Origin of the sequence: Mycobacterium bourgelatii (assembly GCF_010723575.1) — a bacterium.
GTDB classification, from domain to species: Bacteria; Actinomycetota; Actinomycetes; order Mycobacteriales; family Mycobacteriaceae; genus Mycobacterium; species Mycobacterium bourgelatii.
The window spans coordinates 1,651,805-1,677,096 of the sequence record NZ_BLKZ01000001.1; the positions used below are offsets into that span (position 1 = coordinate 1,651,805).

23 protein-coding genes and 2 pseudogenes are annotated in these 25,292 nt (G+C 65.8%); 18 read left to right on the plus strand and 7 right to left on the minus strand.

The genetic code is table 11. The features are described from left to right. Positions 1-23 precede the first annotated feature (23 nt). Positions 24-2,057 (plus strand): PE family protein, encoded by a 2,034-nt coding sequence (locus tag G6N68_RS32030; protein ID WP_163709836.1) that lies wholly within the window; start codon positions 24-26, stop codon positions 2,055-2,057. After that, positions 1,957-4,095, plus strand: coding sequence for a hypothetical protein (locus G6N68_RS32035; RefSeq protein ID WP_163709839.1), 2,139 nt, complete (start codon positions 1,957-1,959; stop codon positions 4,093-4,095). Before G6N68_RS32030 ends, G6N68_RS32035 begins: the two co-directional genes overlap by 101 nt. A gap of 174 nt (positions 4,096-4,269) precedes the next feature. On the opposite strand, the gene G6N68_RS07475 is transcribed toward G6N68_RS32035, so the two are convergent. Beyond that, positions 4,270-4,881, minus strand: a complete 612-nt coding sequence (locus G6N68_RS07475) for a TetR/AcrR family transcriptional regulator (RefSeq protein ID WP_163709844.1) — start codon at positions 4,879-4,881, stop codon at positions 4,270-4,272. 88 nt (positions 4,882-4,969) lie between these two features. On the opposite strand from G6N68_RS07475, the gene G6N68_RS07480 reads away from it, so the two are divergent. From G6N68_RS07480 to nrdF, 7 genes are all read left to right on the plus strand, one after another. Then, the gene (locus G6N68_RS07480) at positions 4,970-5,539 is read left to right on the plus strand and encodes an NAD(P)H-dependent oxidoreductase (RefSeq protein ID WP_205351268.1); all 570 of its coding nucleotides are present in this window, start codon (positions 4,970-4,972) and stop codon (positions 5,537-5,539) included. A gap of 490 nt (positions 5,540-6,029) precedes the next feature. Continuing rightward, complete coding sequence (locus tag G6N68_RS07485; RefSeq protein WP_163709847.1) at positions 6,030-6,269, plus strand: redoxin NrdH; 240 nt, start codon at positions 6,030-6,032, stop codon at positions 6,267-6,269. A 78-nt stretch (positions 6,270-6,347) separates the two neighbouring features. Further along, complete coding sequence (gene nrdI, locus G6N68_RS07490) at positions 6,348-6,800, plus strand: class Ib ribonucleoside-diphosphate reductase assembly flavoprotein NrdI (protein ID WP_163718308.1); 453 nt, start codon at positions 6,348-6,350, stop codon at positions 6,798-6,800. Continuing rightward, on the plus strand, positions 6,770-8,935 hold the full coding sequence (gene nrdE / locus G6N68_RS07495) for a class 1b ribonucleoside-diphosphate reductase subunit alpha (protein WP_163709850.1): 2,166 nt from the start codon (positions 6,770-6,772) through the stop codon (positions 8,933-8,935). The genes nrdI and nrdE overlap by 31 nt, the downstream gene beginning before the upstream one ends. A gap of 154 nt (positions 8,936-9,089) precedes the next feature. Beyond that, positions 9,090-9,818: a TetR/AcrR family transcriptional regulator gene (locus tag G6N68_RS07500; protein WP_163709853.1), complete on the plus strand. Its 729-nt coding sequence runs from the start codon at positions 9,090-9,092 to the stop codon at positions 9,816-9,818. Between the two features lie 151 nt (positions 9,819-9,969). Further along, complete coding sequence (locus G6N68_RS07505) at positions 9,970-11,550, plus strand: flavin-containing monooxygenase (RefSeq protein WP_163709858.1); 1,581 nt, start codon at positions 9,970-9,972, stop codon at positions 11,548-11,550. 134 nt (positions 11,551-11,684) lie between these two features. After that, complete coding sequence (gene nrdF / locus G6N68_RS07510; RefSeq protein WP_163709861.1) at positions 11,685-12,659, plus strand: class 1b ribonucleoside-diphosphate reductase subunit beta; 975 nt, start codon at positions 11,685-11,687, stop codon at positions 12,657-12,659. A 521-nt stretch (positions 12,660-13,180) separates the two neighbouring features. Here nrdF and G6N68_RS32455 read toward each other — a convergent pair. Continuing rightward, positions 13,181-13,745, minus strand: a pseudogene (locus G6N68_RS32455) (tyrosine-type recombinase/integrase); the annotation flags it as partial. Between the two features lie 125 nt (positions 13,746-13,870). Continuing rightward, a complete protein-coding gene (locus G6N68_RS07520; protein WP_163709864.1) occupies positions 13,871-14,494 on the minus strand; it encodes a hypothetical protein in 624 nt (207 codons plus the stop codon). Between the two features lie 94 nt (positions 14,495-14,588). Here G6N68_RS07520 and G6N68_RS07525 point away from each other — a divergent pair, with 94 nt between their 5' ends. From G6N68_RS07525 to G6N68_RS32050, 3 genes and pseudogenes are all read left to right on the plus strand, one after another. Next, complete coding sequence (locus G6N68_RS07525; RefSeq protein ID WP_163709867.1) at positions 14,589-15,134, plus strand: hypothetical protein; 546 nt, start codon at positions 14,589-14,591, stop codon at positions 15,132-15,134. A 53-nt stretch (positions 15,135-15,187) separates the two neighbouring features. After that, a complete protein-coding gene (locus tag G6N68_RS07530; RefSeq protein ID WP_205351269.1) occupies positions 15,188-15,811 on the plus strand; it encodes a hypothetical protein in 624 nt (207 codons plus the stop codon). A gap of 126 nt (positions 15,812-15,937) precedes the next feature. Next, a pseudogene (locus G6N68_RS32050) lies at positions 15,938-16,021 on the plus strand (hypothetical protein); the annotation flags it as partial. 190 nt (positions 16,022-16,211) lie between these two features. Here the strand turns inward: G6N68_RS32050 and G6N68_RS07535 are convergent. Together G6N68_RS07535 and G6N68_RS07540 are read right to left on the minus strand one after the other, a co-directional pair. Beyond that, positions 16,212-16,886, minus strand: coding sequence for a hypothetical protein (locus tag G6N68_RS07535; RefSeq protein ID WP_163709873.1), 675 nt, complete (start codon positions 16,884-16,886; stop codon positions 16,212-16,214). Positions 16,887-16,975: 89 nt separating this feature from the next. Then, positions 16,976-17,188: a hypothetical protein gene (locus tag G6N68_RS07540; RefSeq protein ID WP_163709876.1), complete on the minus strand. Its 213-nt coding sequence runs from the start codon at positions 17,186-17,188 to the stop codon at positions 16,976-16,978. Between the two features lie 41 nt (positions 17,189-17,229). Between G6N68_RS07540 and G6N68_RS07545 the strand changes: the two genes are divergently transcribed. Both G6N68_RS07545 and G6N68_RS07550 read left to right on the plus strand, forming a co-directional pair. Beyond that, positions 17,230-17,475 (plus strand): hypothetical protein, encoded by a 246-nt coding sequence (locus tag G6N68_RS07545; protein ID WP_163709879.1) that lies wholly within the window; start codon positions 17,230-17,232, stop codon positions 17,473-17,475. Between the two features lie 115 nt (positions 17,476-17,590). Next, positions 17,591-18,010: a DUF3349 domain-containing protein gene (locus G6N68_RS07550; protein WP_240355691.1), complete on the plus strand. Its 420-nt coding sequence runs from the start codon at positions 17,591-17,593 to the stop codon at positions 18,008-18,010. On the opposite strand, the gene G6N68_RS07555 is transcribed toward G6N68_RS07550, so the two are convergent. Both G6N68_RS07555 and G6N68_RS07560 read right to left on the minus strand, forming a co-directional pair. Then, the gene (locus G6N68_RS07555) at positions 17,999-19,039 is read right to left on the minus strand and encodes an NAD(P)-dependent alcohol dehydrogenase (RefSeq protein WP_163709882.1); all 1,041 of its coding nucleotides are present in this window, start codon (positions 19,037-19,039) and stop codon (positions 17,999-18,001) included. The genes G6N68_RS07550 and G6N68_RS07555 overlap by 12 nt on opposite strands. Positions 19,040-19,157: 118 nt before the next feature. Beyond that, complete coding sequence (locus tag G6N68_RS07560) at positions 19,158-20,192, minus strand: iron-siderophore ABC transporter substrate-binding protein (RefSeq protein WP_163718312.1); 1,035 nt, start codon at positions 20,190-20,192, stop codon at positions 19,158-19,160. A gap of 341 nt (positions 20,193-20,533) precedes the next feature. On the opposite strand from G6N68_RS07560, the gene ctaD reads away from it, so the two are divergent. Genes ctaD through G6N68_RS07580 form a run of 4 tightly spaced genes read left to right on the plus strand, consistent with a single transcriptional unit; the run spans position 20,534 to position 25,275 of the window. Further along, positions 20,534-22,294 carry an aa3-type cytochrome oxidase subunit I gene (gene ctaD / locus G6N68_RS07565; RefSeq protein ID WP_163709885.1) on the plus strand — a complete coding sequence of 587 codons (1,761 nt, stop codon included), beginning with the start codon at positions 20,534-20,536 and terminating at the stop codon, positions 22,292-22,294. Positions 22,295-22,309: 15 nt separating this feature from the next. Continuing rightward, positions 22,310-23,545, plus strand: a complete 1,236-nt coding sequence (serB, locus tag G6N68_RS07570; protein ID WP_163709888.1) for a phosphoserine phosphatase SerB — start codon at positions 22,310-22,312, stop codon at positions 23,543-23,545. Positions 23,546-23,596: 51 nt separating this feature from the next. After that, complete coding sequence (locus tag G6N68_RS07575; protein WP_163718314.1) at positions 23,597-24,457, plus strand: ABC transporter ATP-binding protein; 861 nt, start codon at positions 23,597-23,599, stop codon at positions 24,455-24,457. Then, the gene (locus tag G6N68_RS07580; protein ID WP_163709893.1) at positions 24,454-25,275 is read left to right on the plus strand and encodes an NUDIX hydrolase; all 822 of its coding nucleotides are present in this window, start codon (positions 24,454-24,456) and stop codon (positions 25,273-25,275) included. The genes G6N68_RS07575 and G6N68_RS07580 overlap by 4 nt, the downstream gene beginning before the upstream one ends. Positions 25,276-25,292: the final 17 nt, after the last annotated feature.

The following is a 25,292-nucleotide window of genomic DNA, read 5'->3' on the forward strand; positions in this document are numbered from 1 at the left end:
CGGGCAGCAGAAAGGAAATTCGAATGTCATTTGTGAGTGCGGCCCCCGAGTTGGTGACATCCGCGGCGGCAGAGCTGAGCGGCATCGGTGCCGCGGTCAGTGGGGCCAACGCGGCCGCCTTGGCACCGACCGTGGAGATCCTCAGTGCCGGCGCCGACGAGGTGTCGGCGGCCATCGCGGCGTTGTTCGGTACGCATGCTGCGGAATACCAGGCGATAGGTGCGCAAGCAACGGCGTTCCACGACCAGTTCATCCAGGCGTTGAGCGCGAGCGGGCGCGCGTATGCGGCCGCCGAAGCGCTCAACGTGGGGCCGTTACAACCCCTGCTGGATCTGATCAATGCGCCCACCCAGCTGCTACTGGGGCGTCCGCTGATCGGTGACGGCGCCGACGGCGCCGCCGGGACCGGCCAGGCCGGCGGGGCTGGCGGCATCTTGTACGGCAACGGCGGGGCCGGCGGTTCAGGTGCGCCGGGTCAGGCCGGCGGTGCCGGGGGTTCGGCCGGGCTATGGGGCTCGGGTGGGGCCGGTGGCGCCGGAGGTGGCCCGATCGCTCCCGGGGGGCCGGGTGGCAACGGCGGCAATGGGGGCTCTGGTGGGTGGTTGTACGGCAATGGCGGGGCCGGCGGCGCAGGTGCCAACGGCGGGCTGGGTGCGATAGCCGGTAACGGCGGGAATGGCGGTCACAGTCGCTTGGTAGGCACTCCCGGTGTGGGTGGCGCCGGTGGTAGTGCGACGGGCGGGACAGGCGGGGCCGGCGGGGCCGGCGGGTCCGCAGGGGTGTTCGGCAACGGCGCAGATGGTGGTGCTGGCGGCGCGGGCAAATTCGGTGGTGCCGGCGGTCACGGCGGCGGAGCTGGACTGAGCGGGAACGGCGGCAATGGCGCTGTCGGCGGCGCCGGTAACGGCGGCGCGGGCGGTAGGGGCGGCGACGGTGGCACCGGGGGTTTGTTCGGCGACGGCGGTGTCGGCGCTGCTGGGCAGAACGGCGGCGCCGGTGGGCTCGGTGGCAACGCCCGCTTGTTCGGGAACGGCGGGGCCGGCGGTTCTGGTGGAGATGTGACCGCTGGGGCCAACCTCAATGGCGGAGCCGGCGGTCACGGGGGCATCGGCGGAGTCTTGTATGGCAACGGCGCGGCCGGTGGATCCGGCGGCTTTGGTGCAGCCGGCATCGACGGAGCCGACGGCGGCTCCGGAGGTGCGGGCGGCGCCGGCGGCAGGAGCTTCTTGTTCGGTGTGGGCGGCGCCGGTGGTCACGGCGGGGACGGCGCGACCGGCAGCATTGGTGCGCCTGCCGGGGGCCCGGGTCTTGACGGCGGACGCGGCGGTAACGGCGGTAACGGCGGGGCCGGCGGTGCCGGCGGAGCCGGCGGGCTCTTGAGCGGATTGGTCAGTCCGGCAGTGCACGGGGCCGGCGGAAATGGCGGTGATGGCGCGGGTCCCGGCGATGGCGCCCAGGGCGGCAACGGCAGCTTCAACTTTGGCGGAAATGGTCAGGGGGGTCGCGGCGGCGATGGCGGAAACCCCGGGGTCGGCGGAGCCGGCGGGGCTGGTGGTGCCGGATTCACCAGCAGCGGCCCGAACGGTAGCGCCGGCAGTGATTCCACTGGCCCCGGCAACGGCGGTAAGGGTGGCAATGGTGCCAACGCCGCTGCGGCTACGCCCGGTGCAGATGGCGGCAACGGCGGGGCCGGCGGCAACGGAGGCCTGTACGGCAAAGGCGGGGCCGGCGGAAGGGGCGGCAATGGGTCCCCGGGTACGGCGGGCCTCTCCGGCGAGAACGGTGTCGACGGTGGGGCAGGTGGGCATGGTGGCGCAGGCGGCGCCGGTGGAGCCAGGGCCGGTGATGGCGGGGCCGGCGGCGTTGGGGGAAACGGCGGGGGCGGTGGACAGGGCGGCGCCGGCTCCAACGCCGTCGCAGGTCAGGACGGCGGCAGAGGCGGCGACGGGGGCTTCGGTGGGGCTGGGGAACGGCGGTGCTGGTGGGAGTGCCCCGGCGGGCGCCCACGGGATCGGTGGAGTCGGTGGCAATGGCGGTGCTGGCGCGGCTGGCGGTAACGGCGGTACCGGTGGCGATGGCGACATCTTCTTCAACGACGGCGTAGGCGGCACCGGCGGCGACGGTGGTGATCGTGGCCTGGGTGGGGCTGGCGGGAAGGGCGGCGACAGTGGCGGCGGTATTTTCGCCGCAAACGGCACCGATGGCGCGCATCCCGGCAGCGGTGGAAACGGGGGCGCGGGCGGTAAGGGTGCCGACGCCCCCTTCCCGGGGGGCGACGGTGCGAAGGGCGGTAAGGGCGGCAAAGGGGGATCGGTCGGCGACGGCGGCACCGGCGGCGTTGGTGGAACCGGAGGTCAGGGCAACTCGGGCGTGCCGGTCGCGGGGCCTGGTGCTGACGGCCAATCCGGATTCACTGGCGGGACCGGTGGTGCCGGGGGCGAAGGCGGCAGTGGCGGCTCGCTCTTCGGCAAAGGTGGCAACGGCGGTGCCGGCGGCGTAGGCGGGGTCGGCGGCACCGGCAGCAACGGCAACAACGGAAGTAACGCCGTCATTGCGGGTACCGGCAACGGCGGGAACGGCGGCAACGGCGGCAACGGCGGCAGCGGTGGGCAAGGGGGGGTCGGCGGGGCCGGCGGGACCGGGCCAAGCGGGAGCGGCAGCCAAGGAGTGGGTGGCGCCGGCGGTCAAGGCGGCAACAGCGGTATGGGAGGCAACGGCGGCAACGGCGCGCCAGGATCATTCGACTTCGGCGACATGACGGGCAACGGGGGAGCCGGCGGCAACGGTGGTAAGTCCGGCAACGTTGGCGCCGGCGGCGCGGGCGGCGCCGGCAGTACTAACGGCGCCAATGGCGGCAACGGCCTCATCCCCAGCGCCGGCGGCAACGGCGGCAACGGCGGCAACGGCGCCGACAACCTGACTGCTGGCGGCAAAGGCGGAAACGGCGGGGCCGGCGGCAACGGCGGCACGGTCATCGGTAACGGCGGTGACGGCGGAAATGGCGGTAAAGGCGGAACAGGCACGGCGGGTGCAATCAACACCGTCGGCGGCACGGGCGGCGAAGGCGGCCAGGGTGGCCAGGGCGGCAACGCGGGCTTCCTCATCGGTGACGGCGGTAACGGCGGCGCCGGCGGCACGGGCGGCACCGGCGGCACCGGCGGCACCGGGCTCACCGGCAAAGACGGCTTATCTCCGCTCAATGCGGGCGGCAACGGTGGTGACGGCGATCCCGGCGGCACCGGCGCGCAAGGCGGGCAAGGCGGTAAAGGCGGTGCAGGTGGTTTGGGAGGTTCCGGCAGCGTGAGCGGCAAAGCCGGCGACATCGGCGACGGCGGGGCTGGCGGCAGGGGTGGTACCGGTGGCACCGGCGGCACTGGCGGCAAGGGAGGTAACGGCGACCAAGCCGTCGTGTCGAACCCGGTCACCGGGTCCGGCGGGAAGGGCGGTCGCGGCGGCGAGTTTGGCGCCGGTGGCCTTGGTGGAGCTGGTGGTTCGGTTGATGCCCCGACGGGCGCAAACGGCCTGTCAGGCAATGGCGGCAACGGCGGCAATGGCGGTGCGGGCGCCGCAGCCAACGCGATCGATCCCAACGTTGGTACCGGCGGGGACGGCGGCACCGGCGGCGGCGGCTTAAACGGTGGCAATGGCGGCAAGGGCGGGCAGGGCGGGGCCGGCTCGTCAGCACACCCCGGAGGCGGCGTAGGCGGCAAAGGCGGCAACGGCGGCACCGGATTCGGTTTCCTCTTTGAAGGCGGCGGCTCGGGTGGGAGTGGCGGTGCCGGCGGCTTAGGCGGCGTTGGTTTGGCGGGAAACCTTCTCAACCCGGACGGCGGTAACGGGGGCACCGGCGGCGCCGGTGGTTTGGGCGGCGTCGGGCAAGTGTTCGGGGGTGACGGCGGCAAGGGCGGCGATGGGGGCACCGGTGGTAGTGCGGGCTTGAGTGGCGATCCCGGTGTCGGAGGCAAAGGCGGCAACGGCGGTTCGGGCGGAACCTCGTTGTTATTCGGCGCCGGTAGCTTCGGTGGCGACGGCTCCAACGGCGTCGGGCAGACGGGCGGCACAGGCGGGACCAGTGGAAAAGGTGGCGGGAACTGAAGCCACCTCCTTTTTGACGATGTGCAATGGCACCGCCGGCATCGTCGTTGCCGCCGAAAGCGCATTACGGTGACTGCGTCGGAAGCCCTCGAGGTCGGGTCCAGGAATACGGTCCGGCAATCATGGCCAAGACTTCGCCAGCGAAGGCGGGCCGTGGCCGCAACTGTCAGGCCGTCACCTGCCGCAAAGCTTGCGCGCCAAGCTTTCCCACGCGTCACCCAACGTCTCGAGGGTGTGACCGCCGTTGGCGAGTTGGTGTTCGACGTAGTCGACGTGAAGCAGGGCGAGCAGGGCGTCGGTCTGCGCTTCGAGATCGCCGGTCGTCTGGGCCGACTGAAGTAACACCCGCACATGGGTGCGGTGCACCAGAGCCGCCGGCGCCTGACGGGTGATGGGATCGCGGCTGGCCTCTGACAGCAGTTGTCGGTGCGCATGCACGAATCGCAACCGCTCGCGCCCGAACGCCAGCAGCCGCTCCAGCGGAGGCGCGTCTGGGCCAAGCGGGGGAGGGCCGAACAGAAAGGCCTGCTGACTGGCCCGTTCGTCCTCGTCGAGCAGCACCATCATCAGGCCGGCGCGGCTTCCGAAACGGCGAAACAGGGTGCCCTTGCCGACACCGGCGGCTGCGGCAATGTCGTCCATGGTGACGGCCTCGGCGCCGCGTTGGGCGACCAAGTTGCGTGCCGCCTCCAGCAGTAGCGCCCGATTGCGAGCGGCGTCGCCCCGTTCTGGGCGTGTCTGGGGCGGAGCGACGACCAGTTCGCCCAAGTCCCTCACCCCGCTCATCTCTGCACTGTAACTCCGCTGGAATAAAACGGACCGTAGTCCACTTTATTCGTGCGATGATGTACACCAACTAACGAAGGGAACGGAAGTGCCGGAAAATTCCGACATCAAAGTCTTGACGCTCGTGGGCAGCTTGCGTGCGGCGTCGGTCAACCGCCAGATCGCCGAACTGGCCGCTCAGGTCGCCCCGGAGGGCGTCACTGTCACCGTGTTCGAAGGATTGGGGGACTTACCGTTCTACAACGAGGAGATCGATGACGCGATGAACGCGGACGTCGAGCAGGCTCCGGCCGCCGTGGCCGCGCTCCGTTCCGCTGCCGCTGACGCCGACGCCGCCCTGGTGGTCACGCCGGAGTACAACGGCAGTTTTCCCGCAGTGGTCAAGAATGCGATCGACTGGCTCTCCCGCCCGTTCGGCGACGGAGCGTTGAAGGGCAAGCCGTTAGCGGTCATCGGCGGCTCCTTGGGCCAGTACGGCGGGGTGTGGGCGCATGACGACACCCGCAAGTCTTTCGGCATCGCCGGCGCGCGCGTCGTCGACTCGATCAAGCTGTCGGTACCGTTCCGGAGCCTGGACGGCAAGGCCCCGGCCGAGCATGAGGAGCTCACGGCGAATGTGCGGGACGCCGTCGGCAAGCTTGCGGCCGAGGTCGCCTGACCCGCAGTAACGAGCACAGCAAAGCCGCCAGCCGCGTTCTGGCGGCTTTGCTGGCTTTTGCTGGCCTTTGCTGACGGGGCGGGCCTTCAGTTAGGGCGGCCGGGTTGTCGGTGCCCGCTGATATACCAAAGTGCATGAACCCCGCCGCCACCGGTTGTGATCTGCGACACGCCGAGACACGCCGGTTTTCAGGCTTACGACCAGGGAATTTCAAGTTTGTCATTCAGAACATGTTGTACCTCTTCTCCTTGTCACCCCCTAGGTGTAGTGTTTCGAACACCGGCAGACCCCAAGTTCACCGGGTTCCACGAGGTCCAAGGAGCGCGATGAACTTCCCGGAATCGGCATGTTCAAGTCGATCGACTTGGCGGCCGCAGCACGGGAATGTTGGGGCTCGGCAGGTCGCTGAACTAAGCGGAGAAGTACCCCTCGACAGTTGCCAGCTTTGTCAAGTACCCCGTCCCCACTTCCGCAAAGGAGCGGTACGCCCATGAGCATCACCGTTTACACCAAGCCCGCATGCGTGCAGTGCGTCGCCACCTCCAAGGCGCTGGACAAGCAAGGTCTCGCCTACGAGAAGGTCGACATCAGCCTGGATTCAGAGGCGCGTGACTACGTCATGGCGCTGGGCTACCTCCAGGCGCCCGTGGTAGTGGCGGGCGACCAGCACTGGTCGGGTTTCCGTCCCGACCGGATCAAGGCGCTCGCCAGCACGGCGTTGACGGCCTGACGCGGGCGAACGATAGGTAAGGAGGTTGCGGTGCACTCGCGCAACCTAGACGCGATTAGTGACTCGCTTGGTGCGGACGTGCCGCACTTGCGGTCGTCACTGGTCTATTTCTCCTCCGTGTCGGAGAACACCCACCGCTTCGTGCAGAAGCTGGGTGTTCCCGCCACGCGGATCCCGCTGCATGGACGCATCACGGTCGACGACCCGTACGTGCTGGTGCTGCCCACGTACGGGGGCGGTCGGGCCACTCCGAACATCAACGATGGCGGCTATGTTCCCAAGCAGGTCATCGCGTTCTTGAATGACGAGCACAACCGCTCACTGATCCGCGGCGTGATCGCCGCGGGCAACAACAACTTCGGTGCCGAATTCGCCTACGCGGGCAACGTGGTGTCCCGCAAGTGCGGCGTTCCGTACCTTTACCGCTTCGAACTAATGGGAACCCAGGACGACGTCGACGCCGTCCGTACGGGCCTGGCTCAATTTTGGAAGGAACAGACGTGCCACCAACCGTCACTGCAGAGCCTGTAACCTCCGGCACGCACGTTGAGTCCGGCGAGACGGACTATCACGCCCTCAATGCGATGCTGAATCTGTACGACGCCGACGGCAAGATTCAGTTCGACAAAGATGTGCTCGCGGCGCGGCAGTATTTCTTGGAGCACGTCAACCAGAACACGGTCTTCTTCCACAACCAGGACGAGAAGCTCGACTACCTGATCCAGAAGAACTACTACGAGCGTGAGGTGCTCGACCAGTACTCGCGCAACTTCGTCAAGGCGCTGCTGGATCGGGCGTATGCCAAGAAGTTCCGCTTCCCGACGTTCCTCGGCGCGTTCAAGTACTACACCTCCTACACGCTGAAGACGTTCGACGGAAAGCGTTATCTGGAGCGCTTCGAGGACCGTGTCGTCATGGTGGCCCTGACGCTGGCGGCCGGCGACACCGGTCTGGCCGAGAAGCTGGTCGACGAGATCATCGACGGCCGGTTCCAGCCGGCCACCCCGACGTTCCTGAACTCGGGCAAGAAGCAGCGCGGCGAGCCGGTGTCATGCTTCCTGCTTCGCGTGGAGGACAACATGGAGTCGATCGGTCGCTCGATCAACTCCGCCCTGCAGCTGTCCAAGCGCGGTGGGGGAGTTGCATTGCTGCTCACCAACATTCGTGAGCACGGCGCGCCGATCAAGAACATCGAGAACCAGTCCTCGGGCGTCATCCCGATCATGAAGCTGCTCGAGGACTCGTTCTCCTACGCCAACCAGCTGGGTGCGCGTCAGGGCGCCGGCGCGGTGTACCTGCACGCTCACCACCCCGACATCTACCGCTTCCTGGACACCAAACGGGAGAACGCCGACGAGAAGATCCGGATCAAGACGCTGAGCCTGGGCGTCGTCATCCCCGACATCACGTTCGAGTTGGCCAAGCGCAACGACGACATGTACCTGTTCTCGCCGTACGACGTCGAGCGGGTATATGGCAAGGCGTTCGCCGACATCTCGGTGACCGAGAAGTACTACGAGATGGTCGATGACGCGCGCATCCGCAAGACCAAGATCAAGGCGCGGGAGTTCTTCCAGACGCTGGCCGAGCTGCAATTCGAGTCGGGCTACCCCTACATCATGTTCGAGGACACGGTGAATCGGTCCAACCCGATCGAAGGCAAGATCACGCACTCGAACCTGTGCTCGGAGATCCTGCAGGTCTCCACGCCATCGGAGTTCAACGAAGACCTGTCGTACGCCAAGGTGGGCAAAGACATCTCGTGCAACCTGGGCTCGCTGAACATCGCCAAGACGATGGACTCGCCGGACTTCGCGCAGACCATCGAGGTGGCCATCCGCGCGCTGACCGCCGTCAGCGACCAGACCCACATCAAGTCGGTGCCCTCAATCGAGCAGGGCAACAACGACTCCCACGCCATCGGGCTGGGGCAGATGAACCTGCACGGCTACCTGGCTCGTGAACGCATCTTCTACGGTTCCGAGGAAGGCATCGACTTCACCAACATCTACTTCTACACGGTGCTCTACCACGCGCTGCGCGCATCGAATCGCATTGCGATCGAACGTGGTACGCACTTCAAGGGTTTCGAGCGGTCCAAGTACGCGACGGGGGAGTTCTTCGACAAGTACACCGACCAGGTCTGGGAACCGAAGACCGAGAAGGTGCGCCAGCTGTTCGCCGATGCCGGCATCCGCATCCCCACCCAGGACGACTGGAAGAGGTTGAAGGAGTCGGTGCAGACGCACGGGATCTACAACCAGAACCTGCAAGCCGTGCCGCCGACCGGGTCGATCTCCTACATCAACCACTCGACGTCGTCGATCCACCCGATCGTGTCGAAGATCGAGATCCGCAAGGAAGGCAAGATCGGCCGCGTCTACTACCCGGCGCCGTACATGACCAACGACAACCTGGAGTACTACCAGGATGCGTACGAGATCGGCTACGAGAAGATCATCGACACCTACGCCGCGGCCACCCAGCACGTGGATCAAGGGCTTTCGCTGACGCTGTTCTTCAAGGACACCGCCACCACCCGCGATGTGAACAAGGCGCAGATCTACGCGTGGCGCAAGGGGATCAAGACGCTGTACTACATCCGGTTGCGGCAGATGGCTTTGGAAGGCACCGCGGTCGAAGGCTGCGTGTCCTGCATGCTGTGACGTCGAGTGCGACGGCCACCGTGACGGTGCCGTCGCGCCGACCGTGAATCCGTCGACGCGTCAACGGCGTGTCATGTCGCGCGATTCACACTCGGCAAGCCAGGCGACGGCCAGTCTGCCCAGGTCAGCGCCAGCAGCGAGTAATGTGCAAGGAGTGGTCAGAGTCCCCCGGCCCCATCCGAGCGTGAAGCCTGGCGTGAAGGTCGACGCACGCAGCGAGCGGTGGCGCGAGCACCGCAAGAAGGTGCGCGGCGAAATCGTCGACGCCGCATTCCGGGCGATCGACCGCCTCGGTCCGGAGCTGAGCGTCCGGGAGATCGCCGAGGAGGCCGGCACCGCGAAGCCGAAGATCTACCGGCATTTCCACGACAAGTCCGACCTGTTCCAGGCAATCGGCGAACGGCTGCGCGACATGTTGTGGGCGGCGATCTTCCCGTCCATCGACCTCAAGAACGACTCCGCCCGCGAAATCGTCCGGCGCAGTGTCGAGGAGTACGTCGCGCTCGTCGACAAGCACCCGAACGTGCTCAGGGTCTTTATCCAGGGCCGCACGGCCGCGACCCCGAACGTCCTGAACGAAGGCCGCGAGATCACGCTGGCCCTGGCCGACATGTTCGACAACGAGCTGCGGGAGATGGAACTCGACCACGCGGCGTTCGAACTCGCCGCGCACGCCGCCTTCGGCTCGGCGTCCTCGGCCACCGAGTGGTGGCTTGGCCCCGAGCCCGACGACCCCAGGCGGATGCCCACCGAGAAGTTCGTCGCGCATCTGTCCACGATCATGATGGGCGTCATCGTCGGGACCGCCGAGGCGCTCGGTATCACCATGGACCCTGACCAGCCGATTCATAGCGTCGTCCCCAGCAACCCCACGGTCAGCTGAGTTTCCTCGACGTTGACATCACCGCCGCGATCCATGACACTCGGCTATATACGATACCGCCGGTACTGGGTATCTAGGGCATCTACATAGGGGGCCGACCGGCCTGGCATGCGCCGGTCCGCACAGACCACTACAGGAAAGACCATCAACAATGACCGACGTCATCACCCCGGCGGCCGAAGAGGCCGAGAAAACCGATAAGCCGCCAGTGCATACGCGCGCCCTCATCATCGGGACCGGATTCTCCGGGCTGGGGATGGGTATCGCGCTGCAGAAGCTCGGCGTGGAATTCGTGATCCTGGAAAAGGCCGATGACATCGGCGGCACTTGGCGCGACAACAGCTATCCGGGTTGCGCCTGCGACATCCCGTCGCACCTGTACTCCTTCTCCTTCGAGCCCAAGCCCGACTGGAAGAACCCGTTCTCCTTTCAGCCCGAGATCTGGGACTACCTCCAGGGGGTTACCGACAAATACGGGCTGCGGCGCTACATCGAGTTCAATTCGAAGGTCGACCGCGGCTACTGGGACGACGACGAGTACCGCTGGCATGTGTTCACCACCGACGGACGCGAGTACGTCGCCCAGTTCCTGATCTCGGGGGCCGGTGCGCTGCACATTCCGTCCTACCCCGACATCGAGGGCCGCGAGGACTTCGCCGGACCTGCCTTCCACTCCGCCGAGTGGGACCACAGCGTCGATCTCACCGGCAAGCGGGTGGCCATCATCGGCACGGGCGCCAGCGCGATCCAGATCGTGCCCGAGATCGTCGACGACGTCAGCGAACTTCAGCTCTACCAGCGGACCCCGCCGTGGGTGGTCCCACGCTCCAATCCGGAGATCCCGAAGGCGCTGCGATCGGCCATGGAGAACGTTCCGGGGCTGCGGGCGCTGGTGCGCGTCATCATCTATTGGGGACAGGAGGCGCTGGCGTACGGCATGACCAAGCGTCCCAATGCGCTGAAATTCATTGAGGCGTACTGCAAATGGAATATTTGGCGCTCGATCCGCGACCGCGAGCTGCGTCGCAAGCTGATCCCGAACTACCGCATCGGTTGCAAACGGATCCTGAATTCCTCCACTTACTACAAGGCGCTGGCCAAGCCCAATGCCGACGTGATCACCGAGGGGATCAGCCGGATCACCCGGGACGGGATCGTCACCAAGGACGCCGCGGGCCGCGAGGTTCATAGGGAAGTGGACGTGATCGTGTACGCCACCGGCTTCCACGTCACCGACTCCTACACCTACGTCCAAATCAAGGGCGCCGGCGGCGAGGACCTGGTGGACCGGTGGAACCGCGAGGGCATCGGCGCCCACCGGGGGGTCACCGTGGCAAACGTGCCCAACCTGTTCTTCCTGCTCGGTCCGAACACCGGGCTGGGGCACAACTCGGTCGTGTTCATGATCGAGTCCCAGATCCGCTACGTCGCCGACGCGATCTCAAAGTGCGACAAGATGGGCGCGCAGGCGCTGGCGCCCACTCGTGCCGCCCAGGACAAGTTCAACGAGGAACTTCAGGAGCGGCTGAAGCGGTCGGTGTGGAACAGCGGTGGCTGCGCCAGCTGGTATCTCGACGAGCATGGCAAGAACACCGTGCTCTGGGGTGGCTACACCTGGGAGTACTGGCGCCAGACGCGCAAGATCAACCCCGAGGAGTACCAATTCTGGGGGATTGGCAAGGCCGGAAAAGGCTCGTCACGGCGCCGCGGAGAGATCGCGGCGGCGAGTTAACCCAACCCGTTCTGCGACACGCAAACCACAACTTCTTGTGTTGCGCTGGCTTGTCGGCCCCTAGGGGTAGTGTTTGGGGTGTCGCCGTCGCGACGGCGAGACAGCCCGAATTGTCCTGGTGAAGTGGGGTTTCAGTGTCTGGAAATGCAAAGCTGATTGACCGTGTCTCCGCGATCAACTGGAACCGGCTGCAAGACGAAAAAGATGCCGAAGTCTGGGACCGGTTGACGGGTAACTTCTGGCTGCCCGAGAAGGTGCCGGTGTCCAACGACATCCCGTCCTGGAACACGCTGACCGCCCACGAGAAGCAGCTGACCATGCGGGTCTTCACGGGCCTGACGCTGCTGGACACCATCCAGGGCACCGTGGGCGCGGTGAGCCTGATCCCCGACGCGCTGACCCCGCACGAGGAAGCCGTCTACACCAACATCGCGTTCATGGAGTCGGTGCACGCGCGCAGCTACAGCAACATCTTCTCCACCTTGTGCTCGACCGCCGAGATCGACGACGCGTTCCGCTGGTCGGAGGAAAACCCCAACCTGCAGCGCAAGGCCGAGATCGTCCTGCAGTACTACAAGGGCGACGAGCCGCTCAAGCGCAAGGTGGCCTCCACGCTGCTGGAAAGCTTCCTGTTCTACTCCGGTTTCTACCTTCCGATGTACTGGTCGAGCCGGGCCAAGCTGACCAACACCGCCGACATGATCCGGCTGATCATCCGCGACGAGGCCGTGCACGGCTACTACATCGGTTACAAGTACCAGCGCGGTCTGGCCCTGCAGGACGAGGCCAAGCGCGCCGAGCTCAAGGACTACACCTACGAGCTGCTGTTCGAGCTGTACGACAACGAGGTCGAGTACACCCAGGACCTCTACGACGAGGTCGGGCTCACCGAGGACGTCAAGAAGTTCTTGCGCTACAACGCGAATAAAGCGCTGATGAACCTCGGGTACGAGGCCTTGTTCCCGCGCGACGAGACGGATGTGAACCCCGCGATCCTGTCGGCGCTGTCACCCAACGCCGACGAGAACCACGACTTCTTCTCGGGCTCGGGGTCCAGCTACGTCATCGGCAAGGCCGTCAACACCGAAGACGAGGACTGGGACTTCTAGACGTGCAGGTAAAGGGCCATCTGGGATCTGGTGATCACATTCATTGCGTCGGTGTCATCGCACCGGCACTTGGCCGCCAGGTCGCCTCGTGCCCACATTCTGCCCACAATTCCATCGCACGCCGCCTGAGTACCGAGCACGCAAGCTCCGAGTGACTAACACACGCAAACATAACGTGTCGTGTAACCGGGAGTTGTCGCGCTTGTGGCTTAGGCTCTAGGCCAAGGCAAGAAAGCTGGGCGCGCCACCGCCAGTGGCACCGCCCAGCGATCTTGGGTTGAAGTCCTCGTATACGCACCAACCAGGTGCGGTCCTACGAAGAGCTTCGGCAGGGAGAAGTGGTTTCGACGTGTCCAGCGCGGGCCACTTCTCCCCCTCTTTTTTCGAATCTACAACGCCTACCTGAGTCGGCATTGTCAAGCATTGTCATAGGCTAGCCCACTGTTTGCCAAATATGGCCGAACCTGTCCAGGGGTGTTTCTTTTCGATTCTGAGGTTCTTTCTCTTCGTTTCTGGTCGACCTACGTAGCGGGCGCGGCGGTCGTCGATGCCGTTGACGACGATATCTGCCCCCGCCGACTACTTCTGGCGTGTGCGTCGTGCAGCGCAGTCGCGACGGCCTCCAGATCATCGTCGAACAGGTCGGCGTATACGTCCAGCGTTATCGCCGCGGATGCGTGCCCGAGCATCTTCTGAACCGCCTTCACATTTGCACCCGCTGACACTGCCAGGCTCGCGGCGGTGTGCTGAAGGTCATGCGGTGTGGCGTGGGGGATGCCCGACGCCGTCACGGCCTTAGCGAACCACCCCGAAGTCGGGTGCGGGCGGCGTAAATGGTCGCCGCCGTCGCCCGGCCACAGCAAGCCATCGCGGTCCTTGCCCTCGCACTGCCAAGTAGGGCACCAGAAACTCGGGCAGCGGTACGGTGCGCTGCTTGTGCGCCTTGGGTGTTCCAACGTGAATGTGTCGGCCGGCCTGCACCGCGTTCTGCGAGATGCTGGCGCGCTTGCGCAGCAAGTCGAGGTCATGGACTCGGAGCCCGATGGCCTCGCCCCACCGCAAGCCGGTATAGGCCAACAGCAGCACGCGGTGGTCTGGGAAATTTTTTGAGCGGCCCAAGTTTTCGGCCGGACCGCCAGTAAACCGGGCGCCGGCGGGACCACGGCCGGGCCTTGAGGGTGCCGATGCCGCGCTTATCGGTGATGCACAGGCTAACGCTGAGGCTGCGGTGCCTTCGTTTCACCGTCGCCATCGTCGCCTGCGCTGTGTCCTCGATTGGTTGCCACCGACAGCGTCGATCGCTTGGACAGCATCGGGCGCGAGGGCCTGAGCCTGGCCTCTGCGAGGTCGACGAGCTCGCCGATTGTCTTGTCGAGCGCGTTCGACGTCTCGCTCATGCGTCGGAGGAACTCAGTGAATCCCGCTCGGGAGGGCGGCAATTTCTTGTTGGCGAAATCTCGGAGCTTGGAGTACTCAAGGTATGCGGTGATCATCTTGTCGCGACACGGCCCGTCGACGATGGTGAGCCGTCCCACTGCGAACTTCTGGTCGAGCGCGAGTAGGGCGGTGAGGAAGTTGTTGAGACTCTGAGCGGCGGCATCGTCGGACGTTTGGCGGCCGCCGACGCCCATGTGTTCTAGCGCGTCGGATAGGGCGACCTTCATCGTGTCCGCGCCGGTGATGATGGTCGCGATTGCGTCGCGTTGCGGCGCGCGGTAGGCGTCGCGGTTGCGTCGGCGCTCCCTAACCCAGGTGAGCAACTGTGCACCCGCCACACCGATGATGCCGCCCCAAATACCTTCGGGGATCGTGCCGAGCCATTCGATTAGAGGCATCAGCGGGAACGCTAGCGCCGGGAGGCATTCTCTCCGAGCATCACGGTGGCGTGTCTCGGTTTGAGTGCCGCCGCCGCGTCGGTAACGTTGCTCCATGTCGCAGGTAACGCAATGGCTTAACTCGTTGAGTTGGGGCAACGTGCCCGCGTGGTTTGCCGCAGTCATTTCCGTCATCTTCGGAGTGCTGTCCTGGCGATCGTCACGCAAGTCGAAAGCCGAGCGTGAGCAAGCTGAACGGGCGACCCTCGCCGCCGAGCAGCACGCCGCGGCGGCCGAGCGTGCTACGCAGGCCGCCGAGCGGCACGCGAGCGCCGCCGAGAGGTCGGCGGCCGCCGATGAGAAGCGGTTAGAACTTGATCAAAAGGACGCCGACGCCGCAGAGCGCTACCCGTGGTATGTCGAGAGACGAGGCAGCGGTGACTTTCTGCTGCACAGCCGCACCGACAGCCCGAAATACAACGTCGACGTGACCGGCGACCCGGCCGACGCAGGGGAAAACCACTTCGACGTCGTGCACGGGCGCGGCCCGGTCGCCCTCGACATGTTCATCACGGGCCAATCCGAGGACACAATCGTGGTGAGTTGGCACCCGACGGCCGACCATACCGGCGAGGCGTGGACGCAGTCGATCGACCTGTGAGGAGTTGAGGCGTGGAGGGTTGGGCGCTGACGGTGGCCGTTCTGGCGTTCCTGGTGTCCGCGGCGGCCCTATTGATTGCGTGGTGGCAGCTTGTTCTACAGCGGGACGCCGCCGGCGGCCGAGGCATCATCTTCGAGGTCCATCGGCCGCACCACAAAGAGGCGCGTATCGGCGGCGAGGTTTTCGTCACCGACGAGTACTACGTCCTGGTAAAGCTTGTCGGCAACGACCTACACGAGGCGGCGGTGCATCTCGAACGTCACGGCCGACCGCTGCAATTCGGCGATCGCGGTTACATCGACGAGACGCCAGAAACGCTGCACCGCTTTACCTGCGAGGATGAGCCGCTCATTTGGGAATTCGAACTGAGCCCCCACGACGCTCGGGACCTCTGCTGTGTGCTCTCTTGGGTTGCTCCTTACGGTCCCGGTGTCCGCACCAATGCATTTCGCCGCGCGCTCTCGCCGCCTTTCGAGCTCGAACAGTGGCATTGGTTTCGATCGTTTCGAGCTCGTACGTGGGTACAGGGCTGGGGCGCTCGTCGGCGCTGGCGTCTGATCCGCCGCGTGCTGAGCCGGCCTCGCCGGGTTGGCGAATGGCGTCCAGTGCGCGGCCGCGAGCTTCAACCGGGACAAAGCCCGATGTACTCGCGTGCGAGCGGGCGCGACGGCGGCTAGCGGGCCGTCGCGTGCCCCACTCTGTGCCCACATTTTGCCCACAGTTACAGATAACTACCGTGAACTACCGTGATGTGTTTGGACCGGTCGAGCCCTTCTCAGCCCCCTGACTGGGTAGCTGTCTAGAACCACGACTTCTTCTCGGGGTCGGGGTCGTCGTATGTCATCGGCAAGGCCGTCGTCACCGAGGACGAGGACTGGGACTTCTAAAAGAGCAGTTCAGAGCGATATTTCCACCAAAGGCGGACTGGTGACAGTCCGCCTTTGGTGTGAGTGGGGTCGGGCCTGGAAGGGCCTGGAAAGGCATGGAAAAGGCGCCGGGCCTCACGCACAGCACGTCGAGGAGGCGCCGGTGCAGTGGCTGAAACACGAAACCCGTTGGGGGTGCGGTTCACGTCCCTCAATACATCAGTTTCTGGCTCCGTAGGAACTCGAACAACTTTCGAGCAGGGGCCACCCAGGCGTCCCTGCGCGTTGGGTCCCGCACCGCGGCGTCCCGAATTCGGGTCTGTCCCGACATTTCGCCTCTTGGCGAGGACGCGGTGTAGGTGACGAGGAGGTCGTGGCCAAGGTCACCGATTTCCTTGTCATCGCCGCGGCAGATGTCGTATTGGTTGGACCAGGTCATCGTGCCCGTGCACCGGTTTTCTGGGTCGTCGCCTGGCCAGCACCCCCAATCCGCCTTGCACCCCTCCCAGTGAAAGCCGAAGTCATAGGGTTTGGGTAGGCCGTCTGGCTCCTTGAGCCATAGGCTGAAATTGAACTCGCCCGGTTTGATGGTGAGGTCCAGCTTCTCCAGGGGGAAGTTGGTGCCGTCATCGAGATACTCGCCGCGCTCATTCGTCTCGGTCCTCATGCGTACGAACTCGATAGGTGCGCACTCCGCGTCGTGCCCGTACCAGATCGAACCGCGCCAGAAGCCGCCGCGCGAAAAACCTGAGAGGTCGTAAGCCTCAGCCATCGCCGCGTCCAGCGTGTCGTACCGGTGCCGCGGAAGCTCAGTTCCGTAGCAGTCGGTGAACCGAGTCTCGAAGTAGCAATCTTCCTTCACCGCGTTGCCCTCCCAGTCCGACAAGTCCGTTTGATCTCACTCGACACGAACCCGTTGCTCAAGGAAGCCATCACCGCGGCGTGATGGGGAGCCTCGTGGACCGCTGGGCTGGCCTAGCTGGCCAGCCCGTCTTCGGCCAGGTAGGTGACTACGTACCACCGCCTGTGCGGCGAGTCGAACTCCTCGGTCGGCGTGGCCCGCTCCAACCGAACGTCGGTCAGGTGCGGATGTTGCACGCGCACATAGTCTTCAAGCTCAGCATGCAGCGCGCTGTCGGTAAGTGTTGCGCCAGCGAGCGCCTTTCCTTCGTACCTTGCCCAACTCACGGCTTCCATCTTCCTTGGCCAGGCTGGTTGGATGAACTCCCATGACGAATTCGCAGCCCGAGATTCGCCGCTTCCGCATCCGCAGCCACCCCAATGCCGATCAGCACACGATGCTGCAGCGAGCGGAGGAGAAAGCGCGCTCTGAGGTTGCAGCCAACGAGGAAGTCTTCGACGTGCACGTCGACGACGTCGTCCACATGAAAGCGACCGACCTCTGGTACTTCAGCTACCAGGCGCTCAAGCCGGGCGACGCCCGCGTCGCGCGGCCGCAGACGCTGCCGCATTGAGAGTTCCCAAACCGGCGCGTGCCTAGCCGTGAACGGCGTATGAATTGTCGCCGTCGGCGCGCAGGCCACGGTGGCGGTGGCCGCACCCGACCGTGACACTGAGGGCGTGACCAAACTGGCGAAACCGACCTTCTCTCCGGCCGCTTTTTTCAAGGCGGTGCTGCGGTGGCTACAGGTCAGCTATCCCGACGGTGTCCCGGGGCCCGACCGTGTTCCGTTGTTCGCGCTGCTGCGCAGCACCCCGTTGACCGAGGAACAGCTGCGCGAGGTGGTGCAGCACCTCACCGCCCCCGGCTCACCGGCGACGGCCGACGGGGTGATCGACCGCGACGAGATCGCCGAATTCATCACTGAGACAACGCATTACGACCCTGGCGGGGAAAACATTGCCCGCGTGGCCAGCAGGCTCGCCGCGGCCGGTTGGCCGCTGGCCGGTGTCGACGTCAGCGAGGTCGACGCCACCGATGTGGACGGAGAGGCCGCCGAAGCGGCGGCCTCACACGCCTCACAAAACTCGCACGACTCAGATGGCTGAGATGTCGATGACGAAGCGGTAGCGCACGTCGCTGGCCAGCACCCGCTCGTAAGCCTCGTTGATGTAATCCGGTGCGATGACTTCGATTTCGGGCGTGACACCGTGCTCGGCGCAGAAGTTCAGCATCTCCTGAGCCTCGGCGATCCCACCGATGTTCGACCCGGACAGGCTGCGCCGCGCCAGCGCCAAACCGAACGCCGGAACCGGCATGGGGTGCTCCGGAATGCCGAGTTCGACCAAGGTGCCGTCGACGTCGAGCAGGTTGAGGTACTTGCCCAGGTCGAGGTTGGCCGACACGGTGTTCAGGATCAGGTCGAAACTGCTGCGCAGCTTCTTGAAGGTGGCGGGATCTGAGGTCGCGTAGTAGCCGGTCGCGCCCAGCCGCAAACCGTCTTCCATCTTCTTCAGCGACTGCGACAGGACGGTGACTTCGGCGCCGAGAGCCTTGCCCAGCTTGACGCCCACGTGCCCCAGGCCGCCCAGGCCGATGATGGCCAGCCGCGTGCCGGGTCCGGCCTTCCAGTGCCGCAGCGGCGAGTACAGGGTGATGCCGGCGCACAGCAGCGGTGCCGCTTTGTCCAGCGGCAGGGAGTCGGGGATCCGCACGACGAAGTCCTCGTCCACAACGACGGCCTGGCTGTAGCCGCCGTAGGTGGGCGTGCCGTCCCGGTCGATCGAGTTGTAGGTGAAGATCGGGCCCTTCTTGCAGTACTGCTCGAGTCCGGCCTGGCAGCTGCTGCACTCCCGGCAGGAGTTCACCATGCAGCCCACCCCGACATGCTCGCCGACCTTGTACTTCGTCACCTCTGAGCCGACGGCGGTTACGACGCCGGCGATTTCGTGGCCGGGGACGACGGGGTAGTTCGGCACGCCCCACTCGGCTTTGACCGTGTGAATGTCGGAGTGGCAGATGCCGGCGAATTTGATGTCGATCGCGACATCGCGCGGTCCGGGGTCGCGGCGCTTGATCGTGGTCTTGGTTAGCGGCTCAGTGGCTGACGTGGCCGCATATGCGGAAACAGTGCTCATGGCACCCCTCTTAATCTCTAGCTCTTGTTCTCGCAAAAAGCTTAGCTAAGGTAACGGCCTGCGGGCCATTCGCGCAGGTGTGAGACTGGACGCATCGCCGCTTAGTGGACGGGCCCGTCTAGTTAATCGGTGCGTTGATCCAGCGCAGGTCGTTGACGATGCCGCGCGCGGCGACCAACCCCTGCCCGGCCTGCCAGACCTCGTTGTTGACGACGAAGACCCGGTTGTCATGGGTGGCGGACAGCTTGCGCCACGGGTTGCTGTCCAGAATCACGGCGGCGCGTTCCGAGGCGGCCGGTGTCGAGCAGGACACATAAATAATGTCGGCGTCGGCCGCGGAGAAGTCCGGGTTCTTGTCGAGGTCGGCGTCAGAGGTGCCGAACTCGATGTACGGCTTGTCGGTGAAGCGTTGCGACACCGGTCGGTCCACACCGACGGCGGTGAGCACACTGGCCGGGAAGTTGTTGGCGCCGTAGACCCGCATGGTGGTGTCGGTCAGCTGGACGATCGAGGCTTGGAAGTGGGTCGCGTCGCGCTTGGTTCCGACGTCAGTGGCCCGTTGCGTGAACCCCTTGAGCAGCTCGTCCATCGCGCCACCGCGCGCGGTCGCGGCGCCGAGGCCGCGCAGGTTGGCCTCCCAGGCCGCGCCGGGTGGACCCGTGAAGACCGTCGGCGCGATCGCCGCCAGTTGCGGGTACAGCTGCGGCGTCAGGCCCTGCGAGCCCAGGATCAGGTCCGGGTGTGCGGCGGCAATGGCATTGAGGTCGGGATTGCTGCGGGTGCCGACGCCGGGCACCCCGCGGACCGCGTTGCCGAGGTAGGCGGGTTGTGTCGGGGAACCGTCCGGCAACGCGGCGCCGACCACACGTGACTGCAGGCCCAGCGCGCAGAGTCCGTCGAGTTGATCACCGGAAAGCACCACGATGCGCTGCGGTTCAGCAGGAACCTCGACCACCTCGGGAGTGAAGCCCGCGGCGTTGGGTGCCGGCCTGGTGGGCGGCCCGGGATCCGGGGCGGCCGGCTCCTTCGCGCAGGACTCGTCGGGCTTGCGGTCGTTGCCCAACACGCCGGCCCCGGCGATCTGGGTGGTGGGAGTGGGTAGTGAGGGTGACGCCCCGGTGGTGGGTTGTTTGGATCCGCAGCCGCCGCACATGACCGTGACCGCTGCTAGGAGGGCGACAACCCCTCGCGTCCGGCCGGATAACACGCGTCCGACGGTAACATCCGGCCAGCTCAGGCCCGGGCCACCGGCCTGCGCTGCGCGCCGCGTTGCGCGGTTACCCGTGCCGCCGAGCGCCCTGGTTCGACGGCCTTTTTCGCGGTGGCGGCGCCCCCACGGCCACATCGCGCGCGCCATTTACGACAGTTTGTAGGACCAGCCCTTCCGTCGACATGATCGCGGGCTAAGATTCGTGGCATTAGTGGTTTCTGAAGCGGAACTGGATTTCGGGCCTTGTTCGGGTAGATGTCCGTGTTGGATGTTTGGAGGAGCTGTTGACAGCCGAAGCGCCCCCCTTGGGAGAACTCGAGGCCACTCGTCCCTACCCGGCCCGGACCGGCCCCAAAGGGAACCTGATCTACAAACTGATCACGACCACCGATCACAAGCTGATCGGCATCATGTACTGCGTCACCTGCTTCGTCTTCTTCTTGCTCGGCGGGCTGCTGGCGCTGTTGATGCGGACCGAGTTGGCGGTCCCTGGTCTGCAGTTCTTGTCGAATGAACAGTTCAACCAGCTGTTCACCATGCACGGCACGATCATGTTGCTGTTCTATGCGACTCCGATCGTGTTCGGCTTCGCCAATCTGGTGCTGCCGCTGCAGATCGGCGCACCCGACGTGGCCTTCCCGCGACTGAACGCCTTCTCCTTCTGGCTGTTCTTGTTCGGCGCCCTGGTCGGGGCCGCGGGCTTCATCACCCCCGGCGGCGCCGCAGACTTCGGCTGGACCGCCTACACCCCGTTGACCGACGCCATCCACTCGCCGGGCGCCGGTGGCGACCTGTGGATCATGGGTCTGATCGTCGCCGGTCTGGGCACCATCTTGGGTGCCGTCAACATGATCACCACGGTGGTCTGCATGCGCGCGCCGGGCATGACGATGTTCCGGATGCCGATCTTCACCTGGAACATCCTGGTGACGTCCATCCTGGTGCTGATCGCATTCCCGCTGCTCACCGCGGCGCTCTTCGGCCTGGCCGCCGACCGGCACCTGGGGGCCCACATCTATGACTCGGCCAACGGCGGGGTCCTGCTGTGGCAGCACCTGTTCTGGTTCTTCGGCCACCCCGAGGTGTACATCATCGCGCTGCCGTTCTTCGGGATCGTCTCCGAGATCTTCCCGGTGTTCTCCCGCAAGCCGATCTTCGGCTACACCACCCTGGTGTACGCGACGCTGTCGATCGCCGCGCTGTCGGTGGCGGTGTGGGCGCACCACATGTTCGCGACCGGTGCCGTCCTGCTTCCGTTCTTCTCGTTCATGACGTACCTGATCGCCGTCCCAACCGGGATCAAGTTCTTCAACTGGATCGGCACCATGTGGAAGGGCCAGTTGACATTTGAGACGCCGATGTTGTTCTCGATCGGCTTCATGGTCACCTTCTTGCTGGGTGGTCTGACCGGCGTGTTGCTGGCCAGCCCGCCGTTGGACTTCCACGTGACCGACAGCTATTTCGTGGTCGCACACTTCCACTACGTGCTGTTCGGCACCATCGTGTTCGCCACCTACGCCGGCATCTACTTCTGGTTCCCCAAGATGACCGGTCGCCTGCTCGACGAGAGGCTGGGCAAGATCCACTTCTGGTTGACGCTGATCGGCTTCCACACCACGTTCCTGGTGCAGCACTGGGTGGGCGACCTGGGCATGCCTCGTCGTTACGCCGACTACCTGGCCTCCGACGGCTTCCAGAGCTACAACGTGGTCTCGACCATCGGTGCCTTTATCCTGGGCGCGTCGATGCTGCCGTTCGTCTGGAACGTCTTCAAGAGCTGGCGCTACGGCGAGGTGGTGACCGTCGACGACCCGTGGGGTTACGGCAACTCCCTGGAGTGGGCCACCAGCTGCCCGCCGCCGCGGCACAACTTCACCGAACTGCCCCGCATCCGTTCGGAGCGTCCGGCGTTCGAGTTGCACTATCCGCACATGGTTGAGCGGATGCGTGCCGAAGCGCACATCGGACGCCACGCCACGGTCGGCGAGTCGCCGAAGGGGATGGGCCCGCGGACTGAGCCCGACCGCTCGACCAGTGATCAGTAGCGACGGCAACCTGGGGTGAGTGCCTCGCCCAAGGTATCGGTGCTCATCACCGTCACCGGTGTCGATCAACCGGGCGTGACGTCTGCGCTCTTCGCGGTCCTCGCCCGGCACGGCGTCGAGCTTCTCAACGTCGAGCAGGTCGTGATCCGGGGTCGGCTGACGCTCGGCGTGCTCGTGTCGTGCCCGCGCGAGGTTGCGGAGGGCGACGCGTTGAGCGAGGAGGTCAAGGCCGCCATCCACGAGGTGGGTCTTGAGGTCTCGATCGAGCGCAGCGACGATCTGCCGATCATTCAAAAGCCGTCGACCCACACCATCTTCCTGCTGGGCCGGCCGATCACCGCGGGGGTGTTCGGAGCGGTGGCCAAAGAGGTGGCGGCGCTGGACGTCAACATCGACTTCATCCACGGCATCTCCGACTACCCGGTCACCGGCCTGGAGTTGCGGGTATCGGGGCCGCCAGGCATCGAGGGACCGTTGCAGGCCGCCCTGACGAAGGTGACCGCCGACCAGCATGTCGACGTGGCCGTCGCCAACTACGGTCTGGGGCGGCGTACCAAGCGGCTCATCGTGTTCGACGTCGATTCGACCCTGGTCCAGGGCGAGGTCATCGAAATGCTGGCCGCCCGAGCCGGGGCCGAGGGAGCCGTCGCGGCGATCACTGAAGCCGCCATGCGCGGTGAACTGGATTTCGCCGAGTCGCTCGAACAGCGGGTGGCCACCCTCAAAGGATTGCCCGCCTCGGTGATCGACGACGTCGCCGCCCAGCTGGAATTGATGCCCGGTGCCCGCACCACGTTGAGAACGTTGCGGCGCTTAGGTTTCCGCTGCGGCGTGGTATCCGGCGGCTTCCGGGGGATCATCGAGCCGTTGGCTCGTGACCTGATGCTGGACTTCGTCGCCGCCAACGACCTCGAAATCGTCGACGGCATCTTGACCGGCCGGGTGCTCGGACCGATCGTCGACCGACCGGGCAAGGCCAAGGCGCTGCGCGCGTTCGCCGATCAGTACGGGATACCGATGGAGCAGACGGTCGCCGTCGGCGACGGCGCCAACGACATCGACATGCTCGCGGCAGCCGGATTGGGAATCGCGTTCAACGCCAAGCCCGCGCTGCGCGAGGTGGCCGACGCGTCCCTCAGCCATCCCTACCTGGACACGGTGTTGTTCTTGCTGGGCGTGACACGCGCCGAGATCGAGGCCGCCGATGAGGCCGACGGCACACTGCGGCGCGTCGAGATTCCGGGCGATTAGCCGTGTGAGCGGCTCGCGGGGCGCCGCCCCCCGGGGAGCGGCTCACGCGGCATACGGCACGATGGTCGGGTGCCTGACTCTGGCTTTTTAGAGGCCGATCCCGACCTGCTGATCGACTTCCGAAACGTCTCACTGCGCCGCGACGGCCGCACCCTCGTCGGGCCCGTGGACTGGGCCGTCGAACTCGACGAACGCTGGGTGATCATCGGGCCCAACGGCGCCGGCAAGACGTCGTTGCTCAAGATCGCGGCGGCGGCCGAGCACCCATCGTCGGGGACCGCGTTCGTGCTGGGCGAGCAGCTCGGCCGGGTCGACGTCACCGAACTCCGGTCCCGGATCGGGCTGAGCTCCGCGGCTTTGGCCCAGCGGGTGCCCGACAACGAACTGGTGCGCGATCTGGTTGTGTCGGCGGGCTACTCGGTGCTGGGCCGGTGGCGCGAGCAATACGAGGATCTCGATTACCGTCGCGCCATCGACATGCTGGAAAGCCTTGGCGCCGAACACCTCGCGGACCGCACCTACGGGACGCTGTCGGAGGGTGAGCGCAAACGAGTGCTGATCGCTCGTGCCTTGATGACCGATCCGGAGCTGCTGTTGCTCGACGAACCGGCGGCGGGCCTGGATCTCGGTGGCCGCGAGGAACTGGTGGCGCGACTGGCCGACCTGGCGGCCGACCCGGACGCGCCGGCCTTGGTGCTGGTCACCCACCACGTGGAGGAGGTGCCTCCCGGCTTCAGCCACTGCCTGCTGCTGTCCGAGGGGCAGGTGGTGGCGTCGGGCTTGTTGCCCGATGTGCTGACCGCCGAGAATCTGTCCGCGGCGTTCGGTCAACGCATCGCGCTCGACGTGGTCGACGGACGCTACTTCGCCCGGCGGGTTCGTACCCGCGCGGCCCACCGGAGGCGGCCATGACCACACCCGAGCCGCTGCCGGCCCGACCCGCGGCGACCGTGATGCTGATCCGCGATGCACCCGCGGGCCTCAAGATCTTCCTGATGCGCCGCCACTCGAAGATGGAGTTCGCGCCCGGCGTGATCGTGTTCCCCGGCGGCGGTGTCGACGAACGGGATCGCAACGCCGACCTGACGGGGGCCTGGGCCGGGCCGCCGCCGCAGTGGTGGGCGCAGCGCTTCGGCATCGAGACCGACCTCGCCGAGGCGCTGGTGTGCGCCGCCGCCCGGGAAACCTTCGAGGAGTCCGGGGTGTTGTTCGCCGGCCCCGCGGACGACCCGGACACCATCGTCGGTGACGCCTCGGTCTACCGCGACGCTCGGCGGGCGTTGGACGACCGGACACTGTCGTTCGCGGATTTCCTTCGCACCGAAAACCTGGTGTTGCGGTCCGATCTGCTGCGCCCGTGGGCCAACTGGGTCACCCCGGAAGCCGAGCGCACCCGGCGTTATGACACGTACTTCTTCGTGGCCGCACTGCCGGAAGGGCAGCGCGCCGACGGCGACAACACCGAGTCCGACCATTCCGGCTGGGCGTTGCCGCAGGACGCCATCGAGGACTTCGAGGCGGGCCGCAACGTGCTGTTGCCGCCAACCTGGACCCAGCTGGATTCGCTGGCCGGCCGCACCGTCGCCGATGTGTTGGCCGTCGAACGCCAGATCGTGGCCGTGCAACCGTTGCTGGAGAAGCGGGGCGACAACTGGGTCTTCGAGTTCTTCGACTCTGACCGCTACCACCGGGCGCGACAGGCCGGCGGATCCTTGGACTGGCCCTTTTGAGCGCCTCGGTGAGCGCG

What these genes read in the sequence shown, in the direction of transcription:
- G6N68_RS07525 (WP_163709867.1), top strand. Translation starts at nt 14,589, where the DNA reads ATGTCGCAGGTAACGCAATGGCTTAACTCGTTGAGTTGGGGCAACGTG.
- G6N68_RS07520 (WP_163709864.1), bottom strand. Translation starts at nt 14,494, where the DNA reads ATGCCTCTAATCGAATGGCTCGGCACGATCCCCGAAGGTATTTGGGGC.
- G6N68_RS07555 (WP_163709882.1), bottom strand. Translation starts at nt 19,039, where the DNA reads ATGAGCACTGTTTCCGCATATGCGGCCACGTCAGCCACTGAGCCGCTA.
- G6N68_RS07485 (WP_163709847.1), top strand. Translation starts at nt 6,030, where the DNA reads ATGAGCATCACCGTTTACACCAAGCCCGCATGCGTGCAGTGCGTCGCC.
- G6N68_RS07580 (WP_163709893.1), top strand. Translation starts at nt 24,454, where the DNA reads ATGACCACACCCGAGCCGCTGCCGGCCCGACCCGCGGCGACCGTGATG.
- G6N68_RS32030 (WP_163709836.1), top strand. Translation starts at nt 24, where the DNA reads ATGTCATTTGTGAGTGCGGCCCCCGAGTTGGTGACATCCGCGGCGGCA.
- G6N68_RS07505 (WP_163709858.1), top strand. Translation starts at nt 9,970, where the DNA reads ATGACCGACGTCATCACCCCGGCGGCCGAAGAGGCCGAGAAAACCGAT.
- G6N68_RS07560 (WP_163718312.1), bottom strand. Translation starts at nt 20,192, where the DNA reads ATGTGCGGCGGCTGCGGATCCAAACAACCCACCACCGGGGCGTCACCC.
- G6N68_RS07475 (WP_163709844.1), bottom strand. Translation starts at nt 4,881, where the DNA reads ATGAGCGGGGTGAGGGACTTGGGCGAACTGGTCGTCGCTCCGCCCCAG.
- G6N68_RS07545 (WP_163709879.1), top strand. Translation starts at nt 17,230, where the DNA reads ATGACGAATTCGCAGCCCGAGATTCGCCGCTTCCGCATCCGCAGCCAC.